Below are 21,841 nucleotides of genomic sequence, written 5' to 3'. Positions count from 1 at the left end.
GCTCACGCGCTCACGATTGGCAAACCCTCATGCAGTCACCCCCGCTTGGGATTCGGAATAAAAAAATCATCATCCTGTGCCGCGATGTTGGCGGATACCTTGGCCGGCTCAGCACCTTTCTCGGCAAGTCGAACGACGTTGTATTCCTTGACCTGACCCATGGCGCGAAAGAACTGCCATGGCTTCCGGGGAAGCTGCGCCGATGGCTGAAAAAGTACCTGATCGTTAAGCGTGCTCGTGCGGCGATTCGGGCGGCGGGCCATGTCGATGCGCTGCTGGTTGTGAATCCAAGCCAGCTGGATCAGGGTTTGGTCACACTGGCCCAGGCTGCGGCGGCGCTCAGCGTCGCCTATCTGTCTGACGGGATTGCGCGATTGTCGATGCCGATTGATCAACTGGCGACCTTTGACAAGGTCTACACCTTCGATGGCGCTGATGCCCGCGAGTATCAACTGCGCAAGCTCTACAACTACATCTACGAAGAACACGCCGATTTCAGAACGACGTCCGACTTCAAGGCTTTTGTCGTGATGGGCGGCAAGCACCGTGTGGATGTACTCGGGAGGGTGGCTCGGGCGTTTGAACAACTGGGCTACACCAACACCTGCAAGTTCCTGGTGCAGAGCAAGCCAGTGTTGGGGGCCAGTCCATTACTGACCTTCTTTCGGCAGCGCATGGACATCGATGAAACGGCCGAATACGTCAGGCGTTCGGAAATACTGATCGACATCGTCCGGCCGGGGCACGCGGGTTTGAGCTTCCGGTTCTTCGAAGCACTGCTCTATCGCAAGAAAATGATCACAAACAATGCATCGGTGGCGGATTACGACTTCTACGATCCGCGCAACATTCTGATCATCGACAGCGATAACCCCGTGATCCCTGAAGCCTTCATCGCCGGTGAATACGTGGATCCGCCCGAAGAGGTCGTGCAGCGCTACAGCATGGCGAGCTGGGCGAACGAGGTTTTCAGTTCGTTGTCGGCCAGCCCGCCTCGGTTACCCGTTAACGAATCTTAAGCCCTCGGCAAACCGGCATCGGTGCTTGGCGTTGCCTTGCGCAGGAATGGATGCTCGATGCACCAGTACGTCGCGACGCTGATGCTGCTGGTCAGCAGGATGATCAGCGGTAAATACAGCGCGTAACTGAGTGGATCCGGTGTGGTGAAGTCATACATGCCCAGCAAGCTGAACGCGCTGTAGATGACGATGCCGTGCAGCAGGTAAATGCTGAAGCTGGCCTCGCCCAAAATCTTCAATCCTCGAATCTCCAGCAACCCGTGCAAGCTGTTGCCGAGCACAAACAGCGCAAACGGAATGCCGAGGATCAACATCTGCAGCGTCGAATACGATTTGAGCTTCATGCTGATCAGCAGTATCACGACCGCAACCAACGTGCAGCGCACGCCTGTGAAGTCGACGCGCCACTGGCGCATCCGGTCTTCAAACACCGCCACTGCGATGCCGACAGCGAACAGTTTGATGAACCGGTTGTGAAAGTGATGGTGGTATTCGCCCCACAGGCACGCCAGCACCATCAGCGAGACGACGACGGCCATCCCGGGGAGCGTGCGCCGAAGGAGGCAATACAGCACCGGCAGTGACAGGTAGAAGACCGCTTCATAGAGCAGCGTCCACTGCACCGAGGCGTTGATGCGGACAGTGTCCGGGAAACCGTTGATGGGGCTGCCGATGAAAATCACCCATCGGCCAAGTGCTTTGAGGGTGTCCATCACCGGGGCGCTGATGCCTGCGGATTGATACAGGGCGATGGCCGCGATCACGGCGACGCTGAAGAGGTACATCGGGAAGATTCGCCGTACCCGTGACGACAGGATCTGACGCCATTTCGGCTCGCCGCGGTAGATCTTCGCGGTAAACAGGTAACCCGTGATCATGAAAAACAGCGACACCGGCACCGTGCCCATGTTGTTCAGCACGCGACTGTCCGTGGTTTCCCAAGCTCCGTTGACGTGCCAGTAATAACTGACGATGAAGTGGTGAACGATGACCGCAGTGGCGAGCACGCCGCGCAGCCCGTCCAGCGACGAAACGCGGTGGAGCGCGTCTTGGGAAAGGATCGGGAGTCGCTGTGTAGCGAGGCAAAATATCGCGATCGACAGCGCGTACAGCGATATCAAAATCAGAGTGACGGTCATCAATACTGGGTCCGCAATTCGTATTGGAGTCGATACCGAATGAGGGCCCGTTCGGTATGTATCGGGCGTGAAATATACGGAACACATCGGGCGCCGTCGCGGGTTGTTTAGCGAGGTGTTGATTTTGGGATCGATCCTACGCAGCTCTGGGAAGTCATGAGCTATTGCCGCCGCAGCCCAACACACAAACTGCGCGCCGGCCTTTTGCACTCAAGCAGGGGGCACACGGGAAGAAGCGCGCAGGTGACGGCAGTGATGAGCAGGTGGGTTTTATGGGTGATGCTTGCGGTGTGTATCAAGGTTCATGCAGACGAGCGCAGTGTTGAGTTTGATTACCGCAGGGCGCCCGCCTGGCCGTATTCGCTTTCAAAATCGGGAGTATCCGGGTGGGTCGTCTACAACCTGAAGGCGCACCACGATGGAAAGGTTTCCGCGCCTGAGGTGCTGGACAGCTCGCACCCTCTGTTTTCCCTCTCCGTGGTAAACGTTGCGCCGATATGGCGCGTAAAACCCTGGGTGGTCAGTGATCAGCGTCCGGCAGTTATCTCGCTGCGCCAGGAGCATTACTTCGTCCACCCGCGTGAAGGAAATGCCCCCGTGCCCTGGCTTCATCGCAGCCTGCGACACATGACCTGCGCCCGATTCAACAAGCGACTGGACGACTTCCAGCAAAACTCATCCGGTCTTGAAGAGATCGACATGAGCGTGTTCCGGCACACCTTCAAAGTGCTGGCGAGGGTCGCCACTTACCGCAGGCTGTCCGACGAGCGACGGTTCGCGCTGGGGGATGCGCTGGCAGATGCAGCTCCGGAGATCATTCAGCGATGCCGGGTGAATCCGGAACTGCGTTACAAGGACGTGTTACCTGATCAAGTGAGGATGATGCTGTGAGCGCTTGGTCAGCCCTTTCAGATTGGAGGCGATCCCGATGCACGCTACCTGACGCTAACCACCACTTTGCCAACCGCTTTCCTCTGCGCCAACGATTCAATCGCTTCTGCCGCCTGCTCCAGCGGGTAAACCTTCGACACCAGCGGCTTCAGCTTGCCCTCGCTGAACCAGGTGAACAGTTGCTGGAAATTCGCCGCGTTGTCCTGGGGCTGGCGTTGGGCAAATGAGCCCCAGAACACACCCACAACCGAGGCCCCTTTCAACAGCGCGAGATTGACCGGCAGCTCAGGAATGCGGCCACTGGCGAAACCGACGACCAGCAGTCGCCCGTTCCAGGCGATGCCCCTAACGGCCTGATCAAAAAGGTCGCCGCCCACCGGGTCATAGATCACATCGACGCCGTTACCGTTGGTGAGGCGTTTGATTTCATCCTTGAGATTGCTTTCGCTGTAGTTGATTACCTCGTCGGCGCCTGCGTTTTTGGCGACCTCCAGCTTTTCTGCGCTGCTGGCGGCGGCAATCACTCGAGCGCCCATGGCTTTGCCGATCTCGACGGCCGCCAGGCCGACACCCCCGGAAGCGCCGAGGACGAGCAGTGTTTCGCCTGCCTGCAGATTTGCGCGCTGTTTAAGGGCGTGCATGGAGGTGCCGTAAGTCATGCTGAATGCCGCGGCGGTGGTGAAGTCCATCGTTTCGGGAATGGGCAGGACGTTGTAACCGGCCACGGCGATCTGTTCAGCGAAGCTGCCCCAGCCTGTCAGCGCCATTACCCGGTCACCGACACGCACATGGCCGACCTTTTCACCGACAGCGGTCACGATACCCGACGCCTCACCTCCAGGTGAAAACGGAAAAGGCGGCTTGAACTGGTATTTGCCCTCGATGATCAGCGTGTCCGGGAAGTTGACCCCGGCAGCGTGCACGTCCAGAAGAATCTCGTTTTTCTTCGGCTCCGGGCTGGGGATTTCCTCCAGCACCAGATCTGCAGCGGGACCGAAGGCTTTACAAAGCACGGCTTTCATCGAGGGCTATTCCTTTTTCGGGGATGGCCGATAAGTACAGGTAGCGAGGTTGTGGGGTCAATGAGCATGGCCCGGCCTGATAGGCGTGCATAAGCTGAAGTAAGCTATGCGGCAAAACGGATTGAGGAGCGGACTGTGAAAGCGTGGATTCTGATGTTGATGGCATTGTCGATGCCGGTTGTGGCGCTGGCCGAAGAGGGCGGCGAGAAGGAAGATCCGAACAAGGTTTCCTACGTGGCGTTGACGCCACCCTTCGTAGGCAACTACTCACTGGATGGCGGCCCGAAACTGCACGTCTATAAGGCCGACGTCGCCTTGCGCGTGACCGGCGCCGAAGCGCAGAAGCTGGTGAAGCAGAACGAGCCGCTGATTCGCAATCAGCTGGTGGCGCTGTTCACTCAGCAAACGGTCGACAGCATGGGCAACGTCGATGCCAAGGAGAAACTGCGTCAGGAAGCCCTGAAGCAGACCCAGCAAGTGCTGACCCAGGAAACCGGCAAGCCCGTGGTTGATGACCTGCTGTTCAACAACTTCATTGCCCAATAACGCCGCGTTCTGAACTCAGCGCAGGCCCAGCACGGCGGCCCATTGTTCGTCCGTCACCGGCATGACGGACAAGCGGCTGCCTTTCTGCACCAGTGGCATCTGCTCCAGTGCGGCTTGTTGCTTCAGAAAACTCAGGCCCAGCACGTTCGGAAACGCCTCGACGAATGCCACATCAAGGGCGCTCCAGGGGTTTTTCTGCTCGGTGGCCTTGGCGTCGAAGTAGTGGCTTTTTTCGTCCAGCGCAGTGGGATCGGGATACGCGGCCTTGACGATTTCTCCGATGCCGGCGATCCCGGGCTCGGGGCAGCTGGAATGGTAGAAAAAGAACTGATCGCCCACGGCCATCGCGCGCATAAAGTTGCGGGCCTGGTAGTTGCGTACACCGTCCCAGCGCGTCTGCCCGAGCTTTTTCAGCCCGCTGATCGAGAGCTCGTCGGGCTCGGATTTCATCAGCCAATAGGCCATTTATAAGGTTCCTGAACAGGTATTGGGAAAGTTGTCCTACGATTTGATGACAAACCGACAGTCGGCTGGCGCCAGTATTTGCGTGTTGCGTCACGTTGCCGCAGAATGCCGGCATTTTAAGGGCTGCACTATCTGGCGGCCTTGTTTAAACGTTATCGATTTCAGATTCTGATTCGTTACAAAGGGGACGATGAATGCGACGCAAGCCGGATGTACTATGGATTTTGGCAATTTTGTTCGGCTTGGGAATCGTTACCACCGGTTATGCGCAAAGTCTGTGGGCTGCCAAGGCAGACGCGCCGGTTGAAATCACTCAGCAACAGCAGCCACAGCTCCGCCGCTAAACCGCTTTTTCGCAGCGCGCTTTTTTTCACCCAAGCGCGCATTGCTGATGATTCACCCCGCCATATACCAACGCGTACCCGTCACCGTTCCTGCCAACGGAACATCCCAACTGGCGACCGCCAGCTTCCCGACTTTCTGACACTCGTGGGCCAGTCCCAGCAGCACCGGCTTGCGCCAGGTTTTACGACGCGCGAGATAAGCCAGGCTGCGGTCGTAAAAGCCGCCACCCATGCCAAGACGTCCCCCGTCCGGATCGAACCCCACGAGCGGCATCAGCACCAGGTCGAGCGTCCAGATCTTGCGCTGTCGCCTGGCATTGGTACGTGGCTCCGGGATGCGGAACCGGTTCGGCTTGAACGTCTCCCCGGGGCGCACGCGCTGAAACACCATTTTGGTTCGAGGCCAGGCACTGAGCACCGGCAGGTACGTGGTCTTGCCGCGTTTTTGAGCGGCACGGAGGAGCAGGCGCGGGTCGATTTCACCGTCCATCGGAAGGTAGAGCGAAACATGACGGGCGCGGCGAAACAGCGGGTTTTGCGCCAGTTGACGGTACAGGCCCTGCGCCGCCTGTCGCTGTTCTGCCGGGCTGAGCGCGCGACGATTATGGCGAAGAAGCCGACGCAACTGTGGTCGAGAGAGGCTTGAAGGATCTGGAAGGGGAGCGGCGCCGGATGAGGTCATGCTGGCGGGTCCGTGAGGCGTTGGATAGTGATGTCGTGGAATCAGGCAGATTCACGATGCCCACCGCCAGACGGGGCGCCTGGCGATGGGTAGAAGGTTCGAGACTCCCCGACGAACCGCTGTCGGTGTAGCCCTTGAACCCGAAAGTTCAAGGTGGAGATTGCAGGAGGTTTTAAGGCTTTCCGTCGAGCGGACATGCACACCAACCCCAACGTGCAACCCCCGTGGTTGTGCGTATCGGCTCAGGGACATGACCGACTGGCAAGCACTCCAGGGAGCGGTCGCAAGTATACCCAATCATGTCCGAACAATCAGCCTTGTGCTTTATCCGAATCCGTGGCAAGGACCAGGTCTACACGGTCCAGCAAATCGCGAACCTGCTCACTGTTGGCACCATTGGCCTGGGCCTTTGCGGGTGGCAGTTCCTGTTTGTGCAGAAGGTCATGGGTAATATTCAGTGCGGCCATCACCGCAATACGGTCGGCGCCGATGACTTTGCCGCTGCTGCGGATCTCGCGCATTTTGCCGTCCAGATAACGCGCGGCGCTGACCAGATTGGTGCGCTCCTCTTGCGGGCAGATGATCGAATATTCTTTGTCGAGGATTTGCACGGTGATGCTGTTGCCATTACTCATGAGTCTTGCTCCAGGGCCTTGAGGCGCGAAATCATGGACTCGACCTTTTGCCGGGCGATTTCGTTTTTTTCAATGAGTTGAGCGCGTTCCTCGCGCCAGGATTTTTCCTGAGCTAATAGGAGTCCGTTTTGACTTTTTAGTTGCTCGACACGATTGATCAATAACTCCAGTCGAACCATCAGCGCTTGCAGGTCGTTGTCTTCCATTGTTTTCCACTGATTACTTTCAGATGAGTGGTGCAGGCGCTGGCGTCTGGATTCGCCCCGGACATCGCCTGATAGCTTGGGCGCGTCTGCCGGTGCTACGATACAAGGCCTTCATTCTAGACATTGCGCCGCTTGGCGCCTAGTTGCCCATGCCTATTCAGAATTCCCCGTACAACGGCTTCGCCGCCCTGCTTGCCAGCAGTGGTCATCATGTATCTCCTGCCGAATTGCACGGCCTCTTGCTGGGCCGCAGTTGCGCCGGCGCAGGCTTCGATGCAGAAGAGTGGCTGTCCGACGCTCATCTGCTGCTGGAAACAGAGCCAGACGACAAAGTGCGTCAGGCCCTGATCGGCCTGCAGGCAATGGTCAAAAGCGAACTGACCGGTGACGACATGACCGTCGTGTTGCTGTTGCCCGGCGATGATGAGCCCCTGGCTGCACGCACCGCCGCCATGGCACAGTGGTGCCAGGGCTTTCTCAGCGGCTTTGCCCGGGTGGGTGGCCAGTCACTGAGCGATGATGCCAGGGACGTGCTGCAAGACCTGGCTGCCATTGCTCAGGTTCATGACGCGCTGGACGAGTCCGAAGATGGCGAGAGCGACTACATGGAAGTCATGGAGTACCTGCGCGTTGCGCCGTTGCTGCTGTTCACCGAGTTCAACCAGAAAACCGATGCTGACGACGAAGCCAAGCCTTCTTTGCACTGACAGCGCGTCATCGCGGCTTCCGCCATGCCGCCCTTGCGCGGCGGTGGCCGAAGCGCATCTCCCGGAGAACCGCACTTGCCCATGATTCATATCCCGAAAGCCGAATATGCCCGCCGCCGCAAGGCGTTGATGGAGCAGATGGAGCCCAACAGCATCGCCATCCTGCCAGCGGCGGCTGTGGCGATTCGAAATCGGGACGTCGAGCATGTGTACCGCCAGGACAGCGACTTTCAGTACCTGAGTGGCTTCCCCGAACCGGAAGCGGTGATCGTGCTGATCCCTGGCCGCGAGTACGGTGAGTACGTCCTGTTCTGTCGCGAACGCAATCCCGAGCGCGAGTTGTGGGACGGCCTGCGCGCGGGCCAGGACGGCGCGATGCGCGAGTACGGCGCCGATGATGCCTTCCCGATCACCGACATCGACGACATCCTGCCCGGCCTCATCGAGGGTCGCGATCGGGTGTATTCGTCCATGGGCAGCAATCCTGAATTCGACCGCCATGTGATGGAGTGGATCAACGTCATCCGTTCCAAGGCGCACCTGGGTGCGCAGCCGCCCAAAGAATTCGTTGCGCTGGATCACTTGCTTCACGACATGCGCCTGTATAAATCGGCGGCCGAAGTGAAGGTGATGCGTGAGGCCGCGCAGATCTCGGCCCGTGCCCATGTGCGAGCCATGCAGGCCAGTCGCGCCGGGCTGTACGAGTTCAGCCTGGAAGCGGAGCTTGATTACGAATTCCGCAAGGGCGGCGCGAAGATGCCGGCCTATGGCTCCATCGTCGCCTCGGGGCGCAACGCCTGCATCCTGCATTACCAGGAGAACGACGCGCCGCTCAAAGACGGTGACCTGGTACTGATCGATGCCGGTTGCGAGATCGACTGCTACGCCAGTGACATCACCCGTACCTTCCCGGTAAGCGGCAAATTCTCCGCCGAACAGAAGGCGATTTACGAGGTGGTGCTCAAATCCCAGGAAGCGGCGTTTGCAGCGATCAAACCCGGCAATCACTGGAATCAGGCCCACGAGGCTACGGTTCGAGTCATCACCGAAGGGCTGGTTGAGCTGGGGCTGCTGCGAGGCGCGGTGGATGAACTGATTGCTGCCGAAGCGTACAAAGCTTTTTACATGCATCGCGCCGGACACTGGCTGGGCATGGACGTGCACGACGTCGGCGAATACAAGGTCGGCGGAGAGTGGCGTGTTCTGGAGGCCGGGATGGCGCTGACGGTCGAGCCCGGCATTTATGTGTCCCCGGACAATCAGACCGTCGCCAAAAAGTGGCGCGGGATTGGCGTGCGAATCGAGGATGACGTCGTGGTAACCAAAAAAGGCTGTGAAATCCTGACGGGCGATGTGCCAAAAACCGTTGCCGAGATCGAGGCCCTGATGGCCGCAGCACGAACCCAAGCCGCATGAGCCGCTTTAATCTGGCCATCGTGGGTGGCGGACTGGTCGGCGCAAGCCTGGCCCTGGCCCTGCAAGCCGGGGCGAAGGCGCGAGGCTGGAAAATCGTCCTGATCGAGCCGTTTGCGCCCGGCGACACGTACCAACCCAGCTACGACGCGCGCTCTTCAGCGCTGTCTTTCGGCGCGCGGCAGATCTACGAGCGCCTGGGCCTGTGGCAGCAGATCAGCCGCCGCGCCGAGCCGATCCTCAACATTCACGTTTCCGACAAAGGCCGGTTTGGCGCCGCGCACCTGTCTTCGATGGAAGAAGGTGTTCCGGCCCTGGGCTACGTGGTTGAAAACGCCTGGCTGGGCCAATGCCTGTGGCAGGCGCTGGACAAGGACGTGATCAGTTGGCGGGTCCCGGCCGAAGTCACGCACATGCAGGCGCTGCCCGATGGCTACCAACTCACGCTCAATGACGAAACTCAGCTCACCTGCGACCTGGCGGTGCTGGCCGATGGCGGCCGTTCCAGCCTGCGCGAGCAGTTGGGCATTGCCGTGCGACACACGCCATACGATCAAAGCGCGCTGATCGCCAACATCACGCCGGGAGACCCACACGGTGGTGAGGCCTTCGAGCGGTTTACCGAAAATGGCCCCATGGCGTTGCTGCCGCTTCCGGATAATCGTTGCGCGCTGGTCTGGACGCGCACCGGCGATGACGTTCAACGGCTGATGGCGCTGGACGACCGAAGCTTCCTGGAAGAACTGCAGGGCGTCTTCGGCTTCCGGCTGGGCGCACTGAAGCAAGTGGGGGCGCGCCACAGCTATCCGCTGGCGCTGATCGAGGCCGAAGAGCAGATCCGCTCCCATCTGGTGGTGCTCGGCAATGCCGCCCACAGTCTTCATCCGATTGCGGGGCAGGGCTTCAACCTGTCGCTGCGTGATGCCGCCTCCCTGGCCGAGGCGCTGCTGGCCAGTGATGCACCGCTGGGCGAGCTGTCGACGTTGCAGGTGTATCGCGAGCGCCAGCGGGTTGATCAAAAACTGACCGTCGGCTTTTCCGATCAGGTCACCCGGTTGTTCAGCAGTCAGCAGTCCGTCGTGACTGCAGGCCGCAATCTGGGCCTCCTGGGCCTGGATCTGTTGCCTTCGGCCAAGAGCTGGTTCGCCCGTCAGGCCATGGGCCTGGGAACGCGAAGCGATGTCTGAACACTCCATTCATTCGTGGCCTTCGCCACAGTCGAGAACGATTTAAAGCATGGAAACGCGCGCAGATCTGCTGATTGTCGGGGCCGGAATGGTGGGGAGTGCGCTCGCGCTGGCGCTGCGAGACAGTGGGCTGAACATCCTTGTGGTGGATGGCGGTCCCCTGACGGTCAAACCGTTCGTGGCTGATGCCCCCTTCGAAGCCCGGGTCAGTGCGCTGTCCATCGCCAGTCAGCGCATTCTTGAGCGGCTTGGCGTCTGGGATGGCATCGTTGCGCGTCGCGTCAGCCCCTACAGCGACATGCACGTGTGGGATGGCAGCGGCACGGGCAAGGTGCATTTTTCTGCTTCCAGCGTTCACGCTCAGGTGCTTGGGCACATCGTCGAAAACCGCGTGGTGCAGGATGCGTTGGTCGAACGTCTGCATGCCAGCGACATCGGCATGTTGGCAGACGTGCGTCTGGAGCAGATGCGTCACTCCGGCGATGACTGGCTCCTGACGCTCTCCGACGGCCGCACATTGCGTGCGCCGCTGGTGGTAGCCGCCGATGGCGCCAACTCGACCGTACGACGCATGACCGGCACCGCGACGCGGGAGTGGGACTACCTGCACCACGCCATCGTGACGAGCGTGCAAATGGCGGACTCCCACCGTAAAACCGCCTGGCAGCGCTTCACTGACAGTGGCCCGCTGGCCTTTTTGCCGCTCGACCGAGAGGGTGAGCATTGGTGCTCCATCGTCTGGTCGGTGACGCCGGAGCAATCCGAGCGTTTGATGAAGCTCGACGACGAACGCTTCTGCCGTGAGCTGGAGAATGCGTTCGAAGGCCGTCTCGGGCCGGTGATTTCTGCTGATCCACGGCTTTGCGTGCCGCTGCGTCAACGCCACGCCAAGCGCTACATAGCGCCTGGCCTTGCGCTGATCGGCGATGCCGCGCACACCATCCATCCGTTGGCGGGGCAGGGCGTCAACCTGGGCTTTCTCGACGCAGCGGTGCTGGCCGAAGTGCTGCGCGGTGCGGTGGAGCGCGGCGAACGTCTGGCCGATGAGCGCGTGTTGAGCCGTTACGAGCGTCGGCGCATGCCGCATAATCTGACCTTGATGGCGGCGATGGAAGGCTTCGAGCGACTGTTCCAGGCTGACGCGCTGCCGGTTCGTCTGTTACGCAACGCCGGGCTGAAGATGGTCGATCGTTCGGCAGAGGCCAAAGCGTTGTTCGTGCGCCAGGCCTTGGGCCTGACCGGGGACCTCCCGACGCTGGCACGGCTCTGACAACACGGCACTTTCTGTCCGCGCGCTTCACCGTGGGACCGGCTTTAGCCGGAAAAGCGCCATTCGTTACGCCGCGAATCTGATGGCGTTCAAGCTGGCCTCCTCCCGGCTGAAGCCGGTCCCACTGTAACTGCGCGTGCGTTCAGTGGTGCCGGGTGTGGCACCGCCAGCATCTCGCAACATCCGGTAACGCCTCAATCCTGACTTCGGTTGAGATGGCAGATGCGATTCACTACCATTTCGCCTCGTTTTTCCCCTCTCTCGAATCAGGAGAACCTGCATGCAGGCGAGCAAGCGTCTTTTGGCTGCCCTGGCGTTAACCGTGCTCGGCAGCACCGCCCAGGCCGCAGATGAAGTGGTGGTGTATTCCTCCAGAATCGATGAGCTGATCAAACCGGTGTTCGATGCCTATACCGCCAAGACCGGCGTGAAGGTCAAGTTCATCACCGACAAGGAAGCGCCGCTGATGCAGCGCATCAAGGCCGAGGGCCAGAACGCAACGGCTGACCTGCTGCTCACCGTCGACGCGGGCAACCTCTGGCAAGCTGAGCAAATGGGCATCCTGCAGCCGTTCACTTCGCCGGTCATCGACGCCAACATTCCGTCCCAGTACCGCTCTTCCACCCACAGCTGGACCGGCCTGAGCCTGCGCGCGCGGACCATTGCCTACTCCACCGATCGCGTCAAACCTGAAGAACTCACCACCTACGAAGCCCTGGCCGACAAACAGTGGGAAGGGCGTCTTTGCCTGCGTACCGCCAAAAAGGTTTACAACCAGTCGCTGACCGCCACGCTGATCGAAACTCACGGGGCCGAGGCGTCGGAGAAGATTCTCAAGGGCTGGGTGAACAACCTCTCGACCGACGTATTCTCCGATGACATCGCGGTGCTGGAAGCCATCAATGCCGGCCAATGCGACGTCGGCATCGTCAACACCTACTACTACGGCCGTTTGCACAAGGACAATCCGGATCTCGCCGTGCGCCTGTTCTGGCCCAATCAGTCGGATCGCGGCGTGCACGTTAATCTTTCCGGCATTGGCCTCACCAAGCACGCGCCCCACCCAGACGCCGCCAAAGCGTTGGTGGAATGGATGACGGGCCCTGAAGCCCAGACCATATTCGCCGGCACCAATCAGGAATTTCCGGCCAACCCGAAAGTGGCGCCCTCTGAAGAAGTGGCGAGCTGGGGCGCATTCAAAGCGGACACGATCCCGGTTGAAGTGGCCGGTCGGCGGCAGGCCGAGGCGATTCGCATGATGGACCGCGCTGGCTGGAACTGATCTTTCGCGAAAGAAGGCCGGGTTAACGCCGGCTTTGCATCCTGACAAAGACCCTGTGGGAGCGCCACCCCGGTCACTCCCACCGAGGGCTTCGGCAACCCGCAACTCTCCATGAGTAACCCCCTTGGCCCACTCTCCCCAGCGTCGCTGGTACCCCCTGGTTTTCAGCATTGCCGCGCTGGTGCTGCTGCCGTTAAGCGTTCTGCTGTTTTCCTGGCAAACCATCGATCAGCAGATCTGGTCCCACCTCTGGGAAACCCAGATGCCGCGGTTGCTGCGCAACACCCTGACGTTGGTGATTGGCGTGGGGCTGGGCGTCACGCTGCTGGGCGTGAGTCTGGCGTGGCTGACGGCGCTTTGTGAGTTTCCAGGGCGCCGCTGGCTGGACTGGGCACTGATGCTGCCGTTTGCCATCCCGGCATATGTGCTGGCGTTTGTCTTTGTGGGTTTGCTGGATTTCGCAGGCCCGGTGCAGACGCTGCTGCGCGAGTGGTTCGGTTCCGGCCTGCGTCTGCCGCGAGTGCGCTCCACCGGCGGCGTGATTATCGTGCTGGTGCTGGTGTTCTATCCCTACGTGTATCTGTTGGCGCGCACGGCATTTCTGGCACAGGGCAAAGGCCTGATGGAGGCCGCGCGCATTTTGGGGCAGTCGCCGTGGCAAGCGTTCTGGCGCGTGGCATTGCCCATGGCACGGCCGGCGATCGGTGCCGGTGTCGCGTTGGCGTTGATGGAAACCCTGGCGGATTTCGGCGCGGTGTCGGTGTTCAACTTCGACACCTTCACTACAGCGATCTACAAAACCTGGTATGGCTTCTTCAGCCTGTCGAGCGCCGCGCAGCTGGCGAGCCTGTTGCTGTTGGCGGTCATGGTCCTGCTGTACGGCGAGCATCGCGCACGGGGCGCGAGCCGGCCGAGCAACGAGCGTCCGCGGGTCAAGGCCCTCTATCACCTGCATGGATTAAAAGCTGCCGCCGCCAGCACGTGGTGTGGACTGGTGTTCGCCTGCGCGTTTGTGGTGCCGCTGTTGCAGTTGATTGTCTGGGTCTGGCAGCGCGGGCGTTTCGACCTCGACGAGCGCTACGCCGGGTTGATTCTGCACACGCTTTATCTGGGCGGCATCGCTGCGCTGGTCACGGTCTGCGTGGCGATGATCCTTGTGTTTGCTCGGCGTCTCGCCCCCACCCGCGCCATCCGCTCGGGCGTCAGCGTCGCCAACATTGGCTATGCGCTGCCCGGCTCGGTGCTGGCGGTGTCGATCATGTTGGCGTTCAGTTATCTGGACCGGGAACTGGTCGTGCCCTTATCTAGCTGGCTGGGCGGCGCTGGCCGACCGTTGCTGCTGGGCAGTCTGGGGGCGCTCGTGCTTGCGTATCTGGTGCGTTTTATCGCGGTCGCGTACGGGCCGCTCGAGAACAGCCTGTCGCGGATTCGCCCGTCACTGCCCGAAGCCGCGCGCAGTCTGGGGGTCAGCGGGCCGCGATTGTTTTTCAGGATTTATCTGCCGCTGCTCATACCCGGCACGTTGAGCGCTGCGCTGCTGGTCTTCGTCGACGTCCTCAAGGAAATGCCCGCCACGCTGCTCATGCGCCCGTTTGGCTGGGACACGCTGGCCGTGCGCGTCTTCGAAATGACCAGCGAAGGTGAGTGGGCGCGTGCGGCTTTGCCTGCGCTGACCCTGGTGCTGGTCGGGCTGCTCCCGGTCATCGGTTTGATCAGACGTTCGGCCAAGCCGATTGGTTAGGTGCGGGGTCCCAACCTTGCGGCTACAATGCGCCGCAATCGACTCGGTCTGTCAGACAATTCCTCAGATTAGCAAAGGTTTCAGACCCCAATTCACGGGGGATTTGCGGGATTGCCATTGACCGCGTCTTCGCCACGCCCGGAAGGAGAAACCCATGGGACAGCGTACGCCCCTCTTTGACCTGCACCTCGCGCTTGGCGCGAAGCTCGTCGATTTTGGTGGTTGGGACATGCCCTTGCACTACGGCTCCCAAGTTGAGGAGCACCATCAGGTGCGCCGGGACTGCGGGATTTTTGACGTGTCGCACATGCATGTGCTCGACGTATCCGGCAGTCAGGCCAAGCCCTGGCTGCAGCATCTGCTGGCCAACGACGTCGGTAGATTGCAACAGACCGGGCAGGCGCTTTACAGCGCAATGCTCGACACCCACGGCGGTATCGTCGACGACATGATCGTCTACCTGACCGACGAGGGTTATCGACTGGTGGTCAACGCAGCCACCGGCGACAAGGACCTGGACTGGATGAACGCCAACCTTGCCGGCTACGACGTGCGCGTCAAGCACCGCTCGGAGCTTGCGATGCTCGCCATTCAGGGACCGAACGCCCGGCAGAAGATCGGCGAACTGGTCAATCAGGAACGCACCGCGCTTATCCACACCCTCAGACCCTTCGAAGGTCAGCAGGAAGGCGACTGGTTCATCGCCCGCACGGGTTACACCGGTGAAGACGGCCTGGAGATCATCCTGCCAGCCACCGAAGCCTGCAGTTTCTTCAACGACATGGTCGGCGCCGGCATTTCCCCGATCGGACTGGGCGCACGCGATACGCTGCGTCTGGAAGCGGGCATGAACCTGTATGGTCAGGAAATCGACGAGCAGGTCTCGCCGCTGGTCTCCAACATGGCCTGGACGGTGGCGTGGATGCCTGAAGAGCGCGAGTTCATCGGGCGCTCTGCACTCGATGCGGAGCGAAAGCGAGGCATCTCATCAAGGCTTGTAGGACTGGTCCTCGAAGAGCGGGGCGTTTTGCGCGCTCATCAGGTCGTCCGGATAGCGGAAGTTGGCGAAGGAGAGATCACCAGTGGTAGTTTCTCTCCTACGCTAAGCAAGTCGATCGCGCTGGCGCGAGTGCCGATGGCCACCGCTGACCGTGCCGAGGTGGAAATCCGGGGCAAGTGGTACCCGGTCCGAGTGGTTCGACCCGCATTCGTGCGTCACGGCAAGGCCCTGATATAACCTGATTTGAAAGCCATCCCTGGCGGGTTTTTCCGCTGACCTGATGAAGTAGAGAGGATAAGAACATGAGCACTATTCCCGCCGAACTGCGTTTTGCCGAGAGCCACGAGTGGGCCAAGCAAGAGGGTGATCTGATCGTTGTCGGTATTTCCGATCATGCGCAGGAAGCGCTGGGTGACGTCGTGTTCGTCGAGCTGCCTGAAGTGGGTAAAGTTTTCTCGGCACCAGGTGATCAGGCCGGTGTCGTTGAGTCGGTAAAGGCTGCATCTGACATCTACTCGCCAGTGGCGGGCGAAGTCGTTGAAGTCAACGAGGTGCTGTCGGGTGAGCCAGAGGCACTGAACAACTCGCCTTACGATTCGTGGATCTTCAAGGTCAAGCCAGCCAATGCCGCCGACTTGGACAAGCTGCTCGACGCAGCCGGTTACAAGGCGCTGATCGCCGAATAAGCCCATCGGTCAGGCACAAAAAAGCCGCTCACATGAGCGGCTTTTTTTGCGAGCGAGATCGGCGTCAGAACGCCAATTCATCCCGATGTGTCTGACTTATTGCTCGGCAACCAGATTCTTCGCCAGGATGGCGTTTGCCAGGTCCATGTCCGATGCCTTCAGGGCCGGGTTATCTTTGCGCACTTGATCCATCGCCGCTTCAAGGTACGGGCCACGGATTTCGCCGTTGCTGGCCACGAAGCTGCCAGCGTCGTCTTGCGCCGCGACGATCAGCTTGTGGTGACGAAAGGTGAGGTAGGTGGAGCCGGTTGTGGCACCAGACGAAAGCACATCCCGCAGAAAACCGTCGGCCATTGCTGAACCGACCGGCAGGGAAAGCAAGGCTAACGTGGCTACAGCAAGTTTAAGACGCATGACGGCTACTCCGATGTTGGTTTGTTCTGAAACGATTTGATACGCCATCTCCCGTTCTAGTTCCCCACCCACAGGGGGTCATAGCACCCCGCTCTGCAAAAATGCCCGGTTCCTGGAGTTCATCAACGTTCATGGAGTCACCGTTGATGACGGTGGGAAGTTGATCGGGCAGAGTAAGGTGACTGCACTCTGCGCAGCGAACCTTCCGTATCTGACAGGAAGAACAGCTGGCGCAGCCAATCGAGATTAACGCCACAAAAACAATAGGAGAGCGTCATGGCTGTTCTGGAAAGTTTTCGTCTCGACGGCAGGGTGGCCCTGATCACCGGCTCCAGCGCAGGCATCGGACTGGCGATCGCGCGAGGCCTGGCCGAAGCGGGCGCCACCGTCGTGCTCAACGGCCGCAGCGCCGAGACATTGCATTCGGCCGGCCAAGCGTTGACGGCCGAGGGGCATGCGGTCCACACCCAGCGTTTTGATGTGACGGACAGCGCGGCGGTCGCCGCTGCGGTTCAGGACATCGAGGCGCGCGTCGGGCCGCTGGAAGTCCTGGTCAACAACGCGGGCATCCAGCGGCGCGGGCCGCTGGCGGAGTTTGCCGAAGCGGACTGGCACGAGCTGATGCGCACCAACCTCGACAGCGCGTTCTTCGTCGGTCAAGCGGTCGCGCGCTGCATGATCCCCCGTGGGCGCGGGCGCATCATCAACATCTGTTCGGTGCAGAGCGAGCTGGGCCGCCCGGGTATTGCGCCGTACACGGCAAGCAAGGGCGCGCTGAAGATGCTGACCAAGGGCATGGCGATCGACTGGGGCCCGTTCGGCCTCAACGTCAACGGAATCGGGCCGGGCTACTTCAAGACCGAACTGAACGCTGCGCTGGTGGCCAACGCCGAATTCAGCGACTGGCTGGTGCAGCGGACGCCGAGCCGCCGTTGGGGCGAAGTGTCTGAACTGGCAGGCGCGGCGGTGTTTCTGGCTTCTGACGCGGCCAGCTTCGTCAACGGCCACATCCTTTACGTCGACGGTGCCATCACGGCATCGCTGTAATCCGGAGAATGACCATGCAAGCGATTGTCTGCCATGCCGCGAAAGACCTGCGTGTCGAGCCCGGCAACGAAGCATTGCCGCTTTCTGCCGGCCAGTTGCGGGTTCGCGTTGCTCGCGGCGGTATCTGCGGCTCGGACCTTCACTACTACCAGCACGGCGGTTTCGGCGCGGTTCGGCTGAAAGAGCCGATGGTCCTCGGCCATGAAATCTCGGCGGTTATCGAGGAGGTCGGCGACGCGCAGAGCGCTTTCAGCGTCGGGCAACGGATCTCCGTGTCACCGTCACGGCCGTGCGGCGACTGCAAATACTGTCACGAAGGCCTGCCCAACCATTGCCTGAACATGCGTTTTTACGGCAGCGCGATGCCGTTTCCGCACATTCAGGGCGCGTTTCGCGAGCACTTGGTGATCGAGTCAAGCCAGGCTCATGTGCTGGCGCCGACCACTACGATGGCTGAAGGCGCACTGGCCGAGCCTTTGTCGGTCGGGCTTCACGCGATCCAGCGCGCCGGCGGCGTGTTCGGCAAGCGCGTGCTGGTGACCGGTTGCGGCCCGATCGGCAACTTGTTGATCGGCAGCCTGCGCGCGGCGGGTGCGTTGCAGATCATTGCCGCAGACCTGAGCGACAGCGCGCTGGCGTGCGCGCGGCGCATGGGCGCCAGCGAAACCCACAACCTGCGCGACGAGCCCGAAGCACTGGCGCGCTATACCGCCGACAAGGGTTATTTCGACGTGATGTTCGAGGCCTCCGGCAGCGCCCACGCCTTGCGCGATGGCCTGACGTGCATGCGCCCGCGCGGGATTGTGGTGACGGTCGGGCTCGGTGGCGATGTGGCGATTCCGCTAAATCTGGTGGTGGGCAAGGAAATCGACCTGCGCGGCACCTTTCGCTTCCACCCCGAATTCGCCCAGGCGGTGGACTTGCTCAATCGCAAAGTCATCGACGTCACGCCAGTGATCTCCCACACCCTCGCGTTTCACGACGCGGTCCAGGCGTTCGAGCTGGCCGGGGACAAGCAGCAAGCGATGAAAGTCGTGCTGGATTTCGGGGTGCCGGACCAGTAACTAACGCTGCTCGCTCTGCGGTGTCACACGCAGCACCTCTTCGACCGTCGTCAGCCCTGCCGCGACCTTTTGCGCGCCGGACAACCGCAGGCTGCGCATGCCGTCCTTGAAGCCCTGGCGACGCAACGCCGTCAGGTCCAGGTCCGCCGTGATCAGCGACTTCACGGCGTCGGACATCAGCATGATCTCGTACACCCCCGCACGCCCGCGATAACCCGTGTCGCGGCACTCCGCGCAACCCACTGCCCGGTGCGCGCCGCTTGGCACGGGCGCCTGCCAAGGCCGCGTCAGGGTTTGCCAGTCGACCTCATCCATTTCGATCGGCGCCTTGCAGTGCGGGCACAGCGTCCGCACCAGACGTTGCGCCATCACGCCGAGGATCGTCGCCTTGAGCAGATAATGCGGCACGCCCAGCTCCAGCAGACGGCTGATGGCGCTGGGCGCGTCGTTGGTGTGCAGCGTCGACAGCACCAAGTGACCGGTCAGCGCCGCCTGGATCGCCATTTCTGCGGTCTCCAGGTCGCGAATCTCGCCGATCATGATGATGTCCGGGTCTTGCCGCATCAGCGCGCGGACACCACTGGCAAAGGTCAGGTCGATGTTGTGCTGCACTTGCATCTGATTGAACGCCGGCTCCACCATCTCGATCGGGTCCTCGATGGTGCAGAGGTTCACCTCCGACGTCGCCAGCATCTTCAGCGTTGTGTACAGCGTGGTGGTCTTGCCGGAACCGGTCGGGCCGGTCACTAGAATGATGCCGTTGGGCTGTCGGGTCATGCCCTCCCAGCGACGCAGGTCATCGCCGGAGAATCCGAGCTGGTCGAAGTCCTTGAGCAGCACTTCCGGGTCAAAAATCCGCATGACCATCTTTTCGCCGAAAGCCGTGGGCAGCGTCGACAGCCGCAGCTCCACCTCGCCACCGTCAGGCGTTTTGGTCTTCACCCGGCCGTCCTGCGGCTTGCGCTTCTCGGCCACGTTCATGCGGCCCAGGCTTTTCAGGCGGCTGGTGACGGCCATCGCCACTTGCGGCGGGAATTGATACACGTTGTGCAGCACGCCGTCGATGCGGAAGCGGACAGTACCGGCGTCGCGGCGGGGCTCGATGTGAATATCGCTCGCCCGCTGCTGGTAGGCGTACTGGAACAACCAGTCGACGATATTGACGATGTGCGCGTCGTTGGCGTCCGGCTCCTGATCGCTGGCGCCGAGCTTGAGCAGCTGTTCGAAGTTACCCATGTTGCTGATTTTCTGATCGCTGGCACTCGCGCCGCTGACCGATTTCGCCAGCCGGTAAAACTCCACGGCCAGTTTCTGCACGTCGACGGGATTGGCGACGACGCGCTTGATCGGCATCTTCAGTACGTGGGTCAGGTCGGCTTCCCACGCACTCACGTACGGTTGCGCGCTGGCGATGGTCACCGCGTCGCGATCGACGTCCACCGCGAGAATCTTGTGGCGCTGGGCGAAGGCGTAGGACATCAACGGCGTGACGGCGGCGACGTTGATCTTCAGCGGATCGATGCGCAGATACGGCTGGCCGGCTTGCTCAGCCAGCCAGGCGGTGAGGGTTTCGAGGTCGAGTTTCTTGCCGGGCCGCTTGTGGTTATCGAACTGCTGGGTGGCGATGAGTTCGAGCGGGTGGGCGTGGAGATTCTGCGCGGCTCGGCGCAGCGTGAGCGCATATTCGGCGTTGTCCTGGTCGAGGTATCCCTGCGCGACGAGGTCACGCAATACTTCGTTCAGATCCAGCCAGCGGTCCTGAGATGATGAGGCGAGGACGGACATGCGGGCTCCTTCGGACGAGACGGCTTACTTCGGTGATGAGCAAGAGTAGTCCCAAGCGTGCCAGTTGTGACGCCCTGCCGGTAGCGAAGCGTTGCCAATATTTTCGGTGCGCTCAACTGGCGGCGAGTGAGACAACCTCGGTTACGACGTGCAAATCACCCATGGGTTCAAGTTCGACCGAGCAAACACTGATGAGGTTGCGCATTTTTTCGCCAATCACCTGAGCGCGGTGCCACGTCATGCCGCCCACCTCGACATTCACCATCAGCATGCCGTCCTGCTGCAGCACGCTGACCTGTTGGGGGATCAGGTACTGCATCGCGAACAGGTTGAGCAGCCGGCAGAGTACGTCAGCTTCTGCCTCGGCAAGGATTTGATAGCGCGACAGGCAATGAGCGTTGCCGACAGACCAGGCATCGTTGCGAAAGGGGGCGGGGCTGGCGGGTTCGAAATGCGGCATGGGAGTCTCCTGACGACCTCGTCGTTGCAATGACGTTGATTGGCAGAAAGTTTTACACGCGGGAAAAGAAATTTCTGATCGAAGATGCGCTGTATTAGGCTATATGGGACTTGTTTATGTGCAGTGGACTGCTTTCAGGAATTGACTATGCAAATCGAGCTGGATGCCTACGACCGGAAGATTCTGGCGCTGCTGCAAGAGGATGCGTCGCTGTCCAGCGCGCAGATTGCCGAGCAGGTCGGCCTGTCGCAGTCTCCTTGTTGGCGGCGGATCCAGCGGCTCAAGGAGGAGGGCGTGATCCGGCGGCAGGTGACGCTGCTGGATCGCAAGAAGATTGGCCTGAATACGCAGATTTTTGCAGAGGTAAAGCTCAACGCCCACGGTCGGTCCAATTTCACTGAATTCACCGAAGCGATCCGTGGCTTTCCCGAAGTGCTGGAGTGTTATGTGCTGATGGGGTCGGTGGACTTTTTGCTGCGCATCGTCACGCCGGATATCGAGGCGTATGAGCGATTCTTCTTCGAAAAGCTCTCGCTGGTACCGGGCATTCAGGAAGTGAACTCGACAGTGGCGCTGTCTGAGATCAAATCGACGACGAGCTTGCCGATTGGCCGATAGGGTGCCTCTTCCCGGCTGAAGCTGGTCCTACTGACACAACGCATGCCTTTCGTAGGACCGCTTGCCTTTAGTGGGACCGGCTTCAGCCGGGAAGGCGTAGGTAGGCACACCACAAAAATTGAGGGGCGGCCACTGGCCACTTCCCGGCTGAAGCCGGTCCTACTGACACACGCATGCCTTTCGTAGGACTGGCTTTAGCCGGGAAAGCGTAGGTAGGC

At 60.7% G+C, this 21,841-nt stretch carries 24 protein-coding genes and 1 other RNA gene; 15 read left to right on the top strand and 10 right to left on the bottom strand.

Annotated features, from left to right (window positions below):
• The first annotated feature begins 29 nt into the window (after nt 1–29).
• Nucleotides 30–1,019: a hypothetical protein gene (locus tag M1E04_RS23660; protein WP_456292143.1), complete on the top strand. Its 990-nt coding sequence runs from the start codon at nt 30–32 to the stop codon at nt 1,017–1,019.
• On the opposite strand, the gene M1E04_RS23655 is transcribed toward M1E04_RS23660, so the two are convergent.
• Complete coding sequence (locus M1E04_RS23655; RefSeq protein ID WP_456292142.1) at nt 1,016–2,158, bottom strand: acyltransferase family protein; 1,143 nt, start codon at nt 2,156–2,158, stop codon at nt 1,016–1,018. The two genes, M1E04_RS23660 and M1E04_RS23655, sit on opposite strands and share 4 nt — an antisense overlap.
• 243 nt (nt 2,159–2,401) lie before the next feature.
• On the opposite strand from M1E04_RS23655, the gene M1E04_RS23650 reads away from it, so the two are divergent.
• Nucleotides 2,402–3,049 (top strand): energy transducer TonB, encoded by a 648-nt coding sequence (locus tag M1E04_RS23650; RefSeq protein WP_456292141.1) that lies wholly within the window; start codon nt 2,402–2,404, stop codon nt 3,047–3,049.
• Nucleotides 3,050–3,093: 44 nt separating this feature from the next.
• Here M1E04_RS23650 and M1E04_RS23645 read toward each other — a convergent pair whose 3' ends face one another.
• Nucleotides 3,094–4,071, bottom strand: a complete 978-nt coding sequence (locus M1E04_RS23645; protein ID WP_456292140.1) for an NADPH:quinone oxidoreductase family protein — start codon at nt 4,069–4,071, stop codon at nt 3,094–3,096.
• Between the two features lie 135 nt (nt 4,072–4,206).
• Between M1E04_RS23645 and M1E04_RS23640 the strand changes: the two genes are divergently transcribed.
• Nucleotides 4,207–4,617: a flagellar basal body-associated protein FliL gene (locus M1E04_RS23640; RefSeq protein ID WP_065987463.1), complete on the top strand. Its 411-nt coding sequence runs from the start codon at nt 4,207–4,209 to the stop codon at nt 4,615–4,617.
• 15 nt (nt 4,618–4,632) lie between these two features.
• Here the strand turns inward: M1E04_RS23640 and M1E04_RS23635 are convergent, their stop codons facing one another.
• Nucleotides 4,633–5,082: an EVE domain-containing protein gene (locus M1E04_RS23635; protein WP_296308188.1), complete on the bottom strand. Its 450-nt coding sequence runs from the start codon at nt 5,080–5,082 to the stop codon at nt 4,633–4,635.
• Between the two features lie 194 nt (nt 5,083–5,276).
• On the opposite strand from M1E04_RS23635, the gene M1E04_RS23630 reads away from it, so the two are divergent.
• Nucleotides 5,277–5,426 (top strand): hypothetical protein, encoded by a 150-nt coding sequence (locus M1E04_RS23630; RefSeq protein ID WP_122534092.1) that lies wholly within the window; start codon nt 5,277–5,279, stop codon nt 5,424–5,426.
• A 52-nt stretch (nt 5,427–5,478) separates the two neighbouring features.
• Here M1E04_RS23630 and M1E04_RS23625 read toward each other — a convergent pair whose 3' ends face one another.
• The 4 genes from M1E04_RS23625 to M1E04_RS23610 all read right to left on the bottom strand — a co-directional run bounded on the left by M1E04_RS23625 (nt 5,479) and on the right by M1E04_RS23610 (nt 6,949).
• On the bottom strand, nt 5,479–6,108 hold the full coding sequence (locus M1E04_RS23625; protein WP_192130703.1) for a 5-formyltetrahydrofolate cyclo-ligase: 630 nt from the start codon (nt 6,106–6,108) through the stop codon (nt 5,479–5,481).
• Nucleotides 6,109–6,209: 101 nt separating this feature from the next.
• A non-coding RNA gene (ssrS, locus tag M1E04_RS23620) (6S RNA) lies at nt 6,210–6,388 on the bottom strand.
• 31 nt (nt 6,389–6,419) lie between these two features.
• The gene (locus M1E04_RS23615; RefSeq protein WP_065987460.1) at nt 6,420–6,743 is read right to left on the bottom strand and encodes a cell division protein ZapA; all 324 of its coding nucleotides are present in this window, start codon (nt 6,741–6,743) and stop codon (nt 6,420–6,422) included.
• Nucleotides 6,740–6,949 carry a TIGR02449 family protein gene (locus tag M1E04_RS23610; RefSeq protein WP_456292139.1) on the bottom strand — a complete coding sequence of 70 codons (210 nt, stop codon included), beginning with the start codon at nt 6,947–6,949 and terminating at the stop codon, nt 6,740–6,742. Before M1E04_RS23610 ends, M1E04_RS23615 begins: the two co-directional genes overlap by 4 nt.
• A 149-nt stretch (nt 6,950–7,098) precedes the next feature.
• On the opposite strand from M1E04_RS23610, the gene M1E04_RS23605 reads away from it, so the two are divergent.
• The 8 genes from M1E04_RS23605 (at nt 7,099) to gcvH (ending at nt 16,235) form a co-directional block, all read left to right on the top strand.
• Nucleotides 7,099–7,656 carry a YecA/YgfB family protein gene (locus tag M1E04_RS23605; protein WP_192130705.1) on the top strand — a complete coding sequence of 186 codons (558 nt, stop codon included), beginning with the start codon at nt 7,099–7,101 and terminating at the stop codon, nt 7,654–7,656.
• A gap of 81 nt (nt 7,657–7,737) precedes the next feature.
• Nucleotides 7,738–9,072: a Xaa-Pro aminopeptidase gene (gene pepP / locus M1E04_RS23600; RefSeq protein ID WP_065987458.1), complete on the top strand. Its 1,335-nt coding sequence runs from the start codon at nt 7,738–7,740 to the stop codon at nt 9,070–9,072.
• The gene (ubiH, locus tag M1E04_RS23595; protein ID WP_410928255.1) at nt 9,069–10,256 is read left to right on the top strand and encodes a 2-octaprenyl-6-methoxyphenyl hydroxylase; all 1,188 of its coding nucleotides are present in this window, start codon (nt 9,069–9,071) and stop codon (nt 10,254–10,256) included. The genes pepP and ubiH overlap by 4 nt, the downstream gene beginning before the upstream one ends.
• Nucleotides 10,257–10,305: 49 nt before the next feature.
• On the top strand, nt 10,306–11,526 hold the full coding sequence (locus M1E04_RS23590) for a 2-octaprenyl-3-methyl-6-methoxy-1,4-benzoquinol hydroxylase (protein WP_369318269.1): 1,221 nt from the start codon (nt 10,306–10,308) through the stop codon (nt 11,524–11,526).
• 280 nt (nt 11,527–11,806) lie between these two features.
• Nucleotides 11,807–12,808, top strand: coding sequence for an extracellular solute-binding protein (locus tag M1E04_RS23585; RefSeq protein ID WP_456292138.1), 1,002 nt, complete (start codon nt 11,807–11,809; stop codon nt 12,806–12,808).
• A 124-nt stretch (nt 12,809–12,932) separates the two neighbouring features.
• Nucleotides 12,933–14,549, top strand: a complete 1,617-nt coding sequence (locus tag M1E04_RS23580; RefSeq protein ID WP_369318271.1) for an ABC transporter permease — start codon at nt 12,933–12,935, stop codon at nt 14,547–14,549.
• Between the two features lie 154 nt (nt 14,550–14,703).
• A complete protein-coding gene (gene gcvT / locus M1E04_RS23575) occupies nt 14,704–15,786 on the top strand; it encodes a glycine cleavage system aminomethyltransferase GcvT (RefSeq protein ID WP_192130710.1) in 1,083 nt (360 codons plus the stop codon).
• Between the two features lie 65 nt (nt 15,787–15,851).
• Complete coding sequence (gene gcvH, locus M1E04_RS23570; RefSeq protein ID WP_065987452.1) at nt 15,852–16,235, top strand: glycine cleavage system protein GcvH; 384 nt, start codon at nt 15,852–15,854, stop codon at nt 16,233–16,235.
• A 96-nt stretch (nt 16,236–16,331) separates the two neighbouring features.
• Here gcvH and M1E04_RS23565 read toward each other — a convergent pair whose 3' ends face one another.
• Nucleotides 16,332–16,649 carry a DUF2388 domain-containing protein gene (locus M1E04_RS23565; protein ID WP_065987516.1) on the bottom strand — a complete coding sequence of 106 codons (318 nt, stop codon included), beginning with the start codon at nt 16,647–16,649 and terminating at the stop codon, nt 16,332–16,334.
• 276 nt (nt 16,650–16,925) lie between these two features.
• On the opposite strand from M1E04_RS23565, the gene M1E04_RS23560 reads away from it, so the two are divergent.
• Together M1E04_RS23560 and M1E04_RS23555 are read left to right on the top strand one after the other, a co-directional pair.
• Nucleotides 16,926–17,696 (top strand): glucose 1-dehydrogenase, encoded by a 771-nt coding sequence (locus M1E04_RS23560; protein ID WP_456292137.1) that lies wholly within the window; start codon nt 16,926–16,928, stop codon nt 17,694–17,696.
• A 14-nt stretch (nt 17,697–17,710) separates the two neighbouring features.
• On the top strand, nt 17,711–18,760 hold the full coding sequence (locus M1E04_RS23555; RefSeq protein ID WP_456292136.1) for an L-idonate 5-dehydrogenase: 1,050 nt from the start codon (nt 17,711–17,713) through the stop codon (nt 18,758–18,760).
• On the opposite strand, the gene M1E04_RS23550 is transcribed toward M1E04_RS23555, so the two are convergent.
• Both M1E04_RS23550 and M1E04_RS23545 read right to left on the bottom strand, forming a co-directional pair.
• On the bottom strand, nt 18,761–20,545 hold the full coding sequence (locus M1E04_RS23550; RefSeq protein ID WP_065987449.1) for a GspE/PulE family protein: 1,785 nt from the start codon (nt 20,543–20,545) through the stop codon (nt 18,761–18,763).
• A gap of 112 nt (nt 20,546–20,657) precedes the next feature.
• The gene (locus M1E04_RS23545) at nt 20,658–21,005 is read right to left on the bottom strand and encodes a hypothetical protein (protein WP_065987448.1); all 348 of its coding nucleotides are present in this window, start codon (nt 21,003–21,005) and stop codon (nt 20,658–20,660) included.
• 147 nt (nt 21,006–21,152) lie between these two features.
• Here M1E04_RS23545 and M1E04_RS23540 point away from each other — a divergent pair, with 147 nt between their 5' ends.
• Nucleotides 21,153–21,623 (top strand): Lrp/AsnC family transcriptional regulator, encoded by a 471-nt coding sequence (locus tag M1E04_RS23540; RefSeq protein ID WP_065987447.1) that lies wholly within the window; start codon nt 21,153–21,155, stop codon nt 21,621–21,623.
• The last annotated feature ends 218 nt before the right edge of the window (nt 21,624–21,841 follow it).

The organism is Pseudomonas sp. AK106, assembly GCF_053903055.1.
Note: the sequence above shows the minus strand (reverse complement) of the source record. Positions and strands in the feature narration are given on the sequence as shown.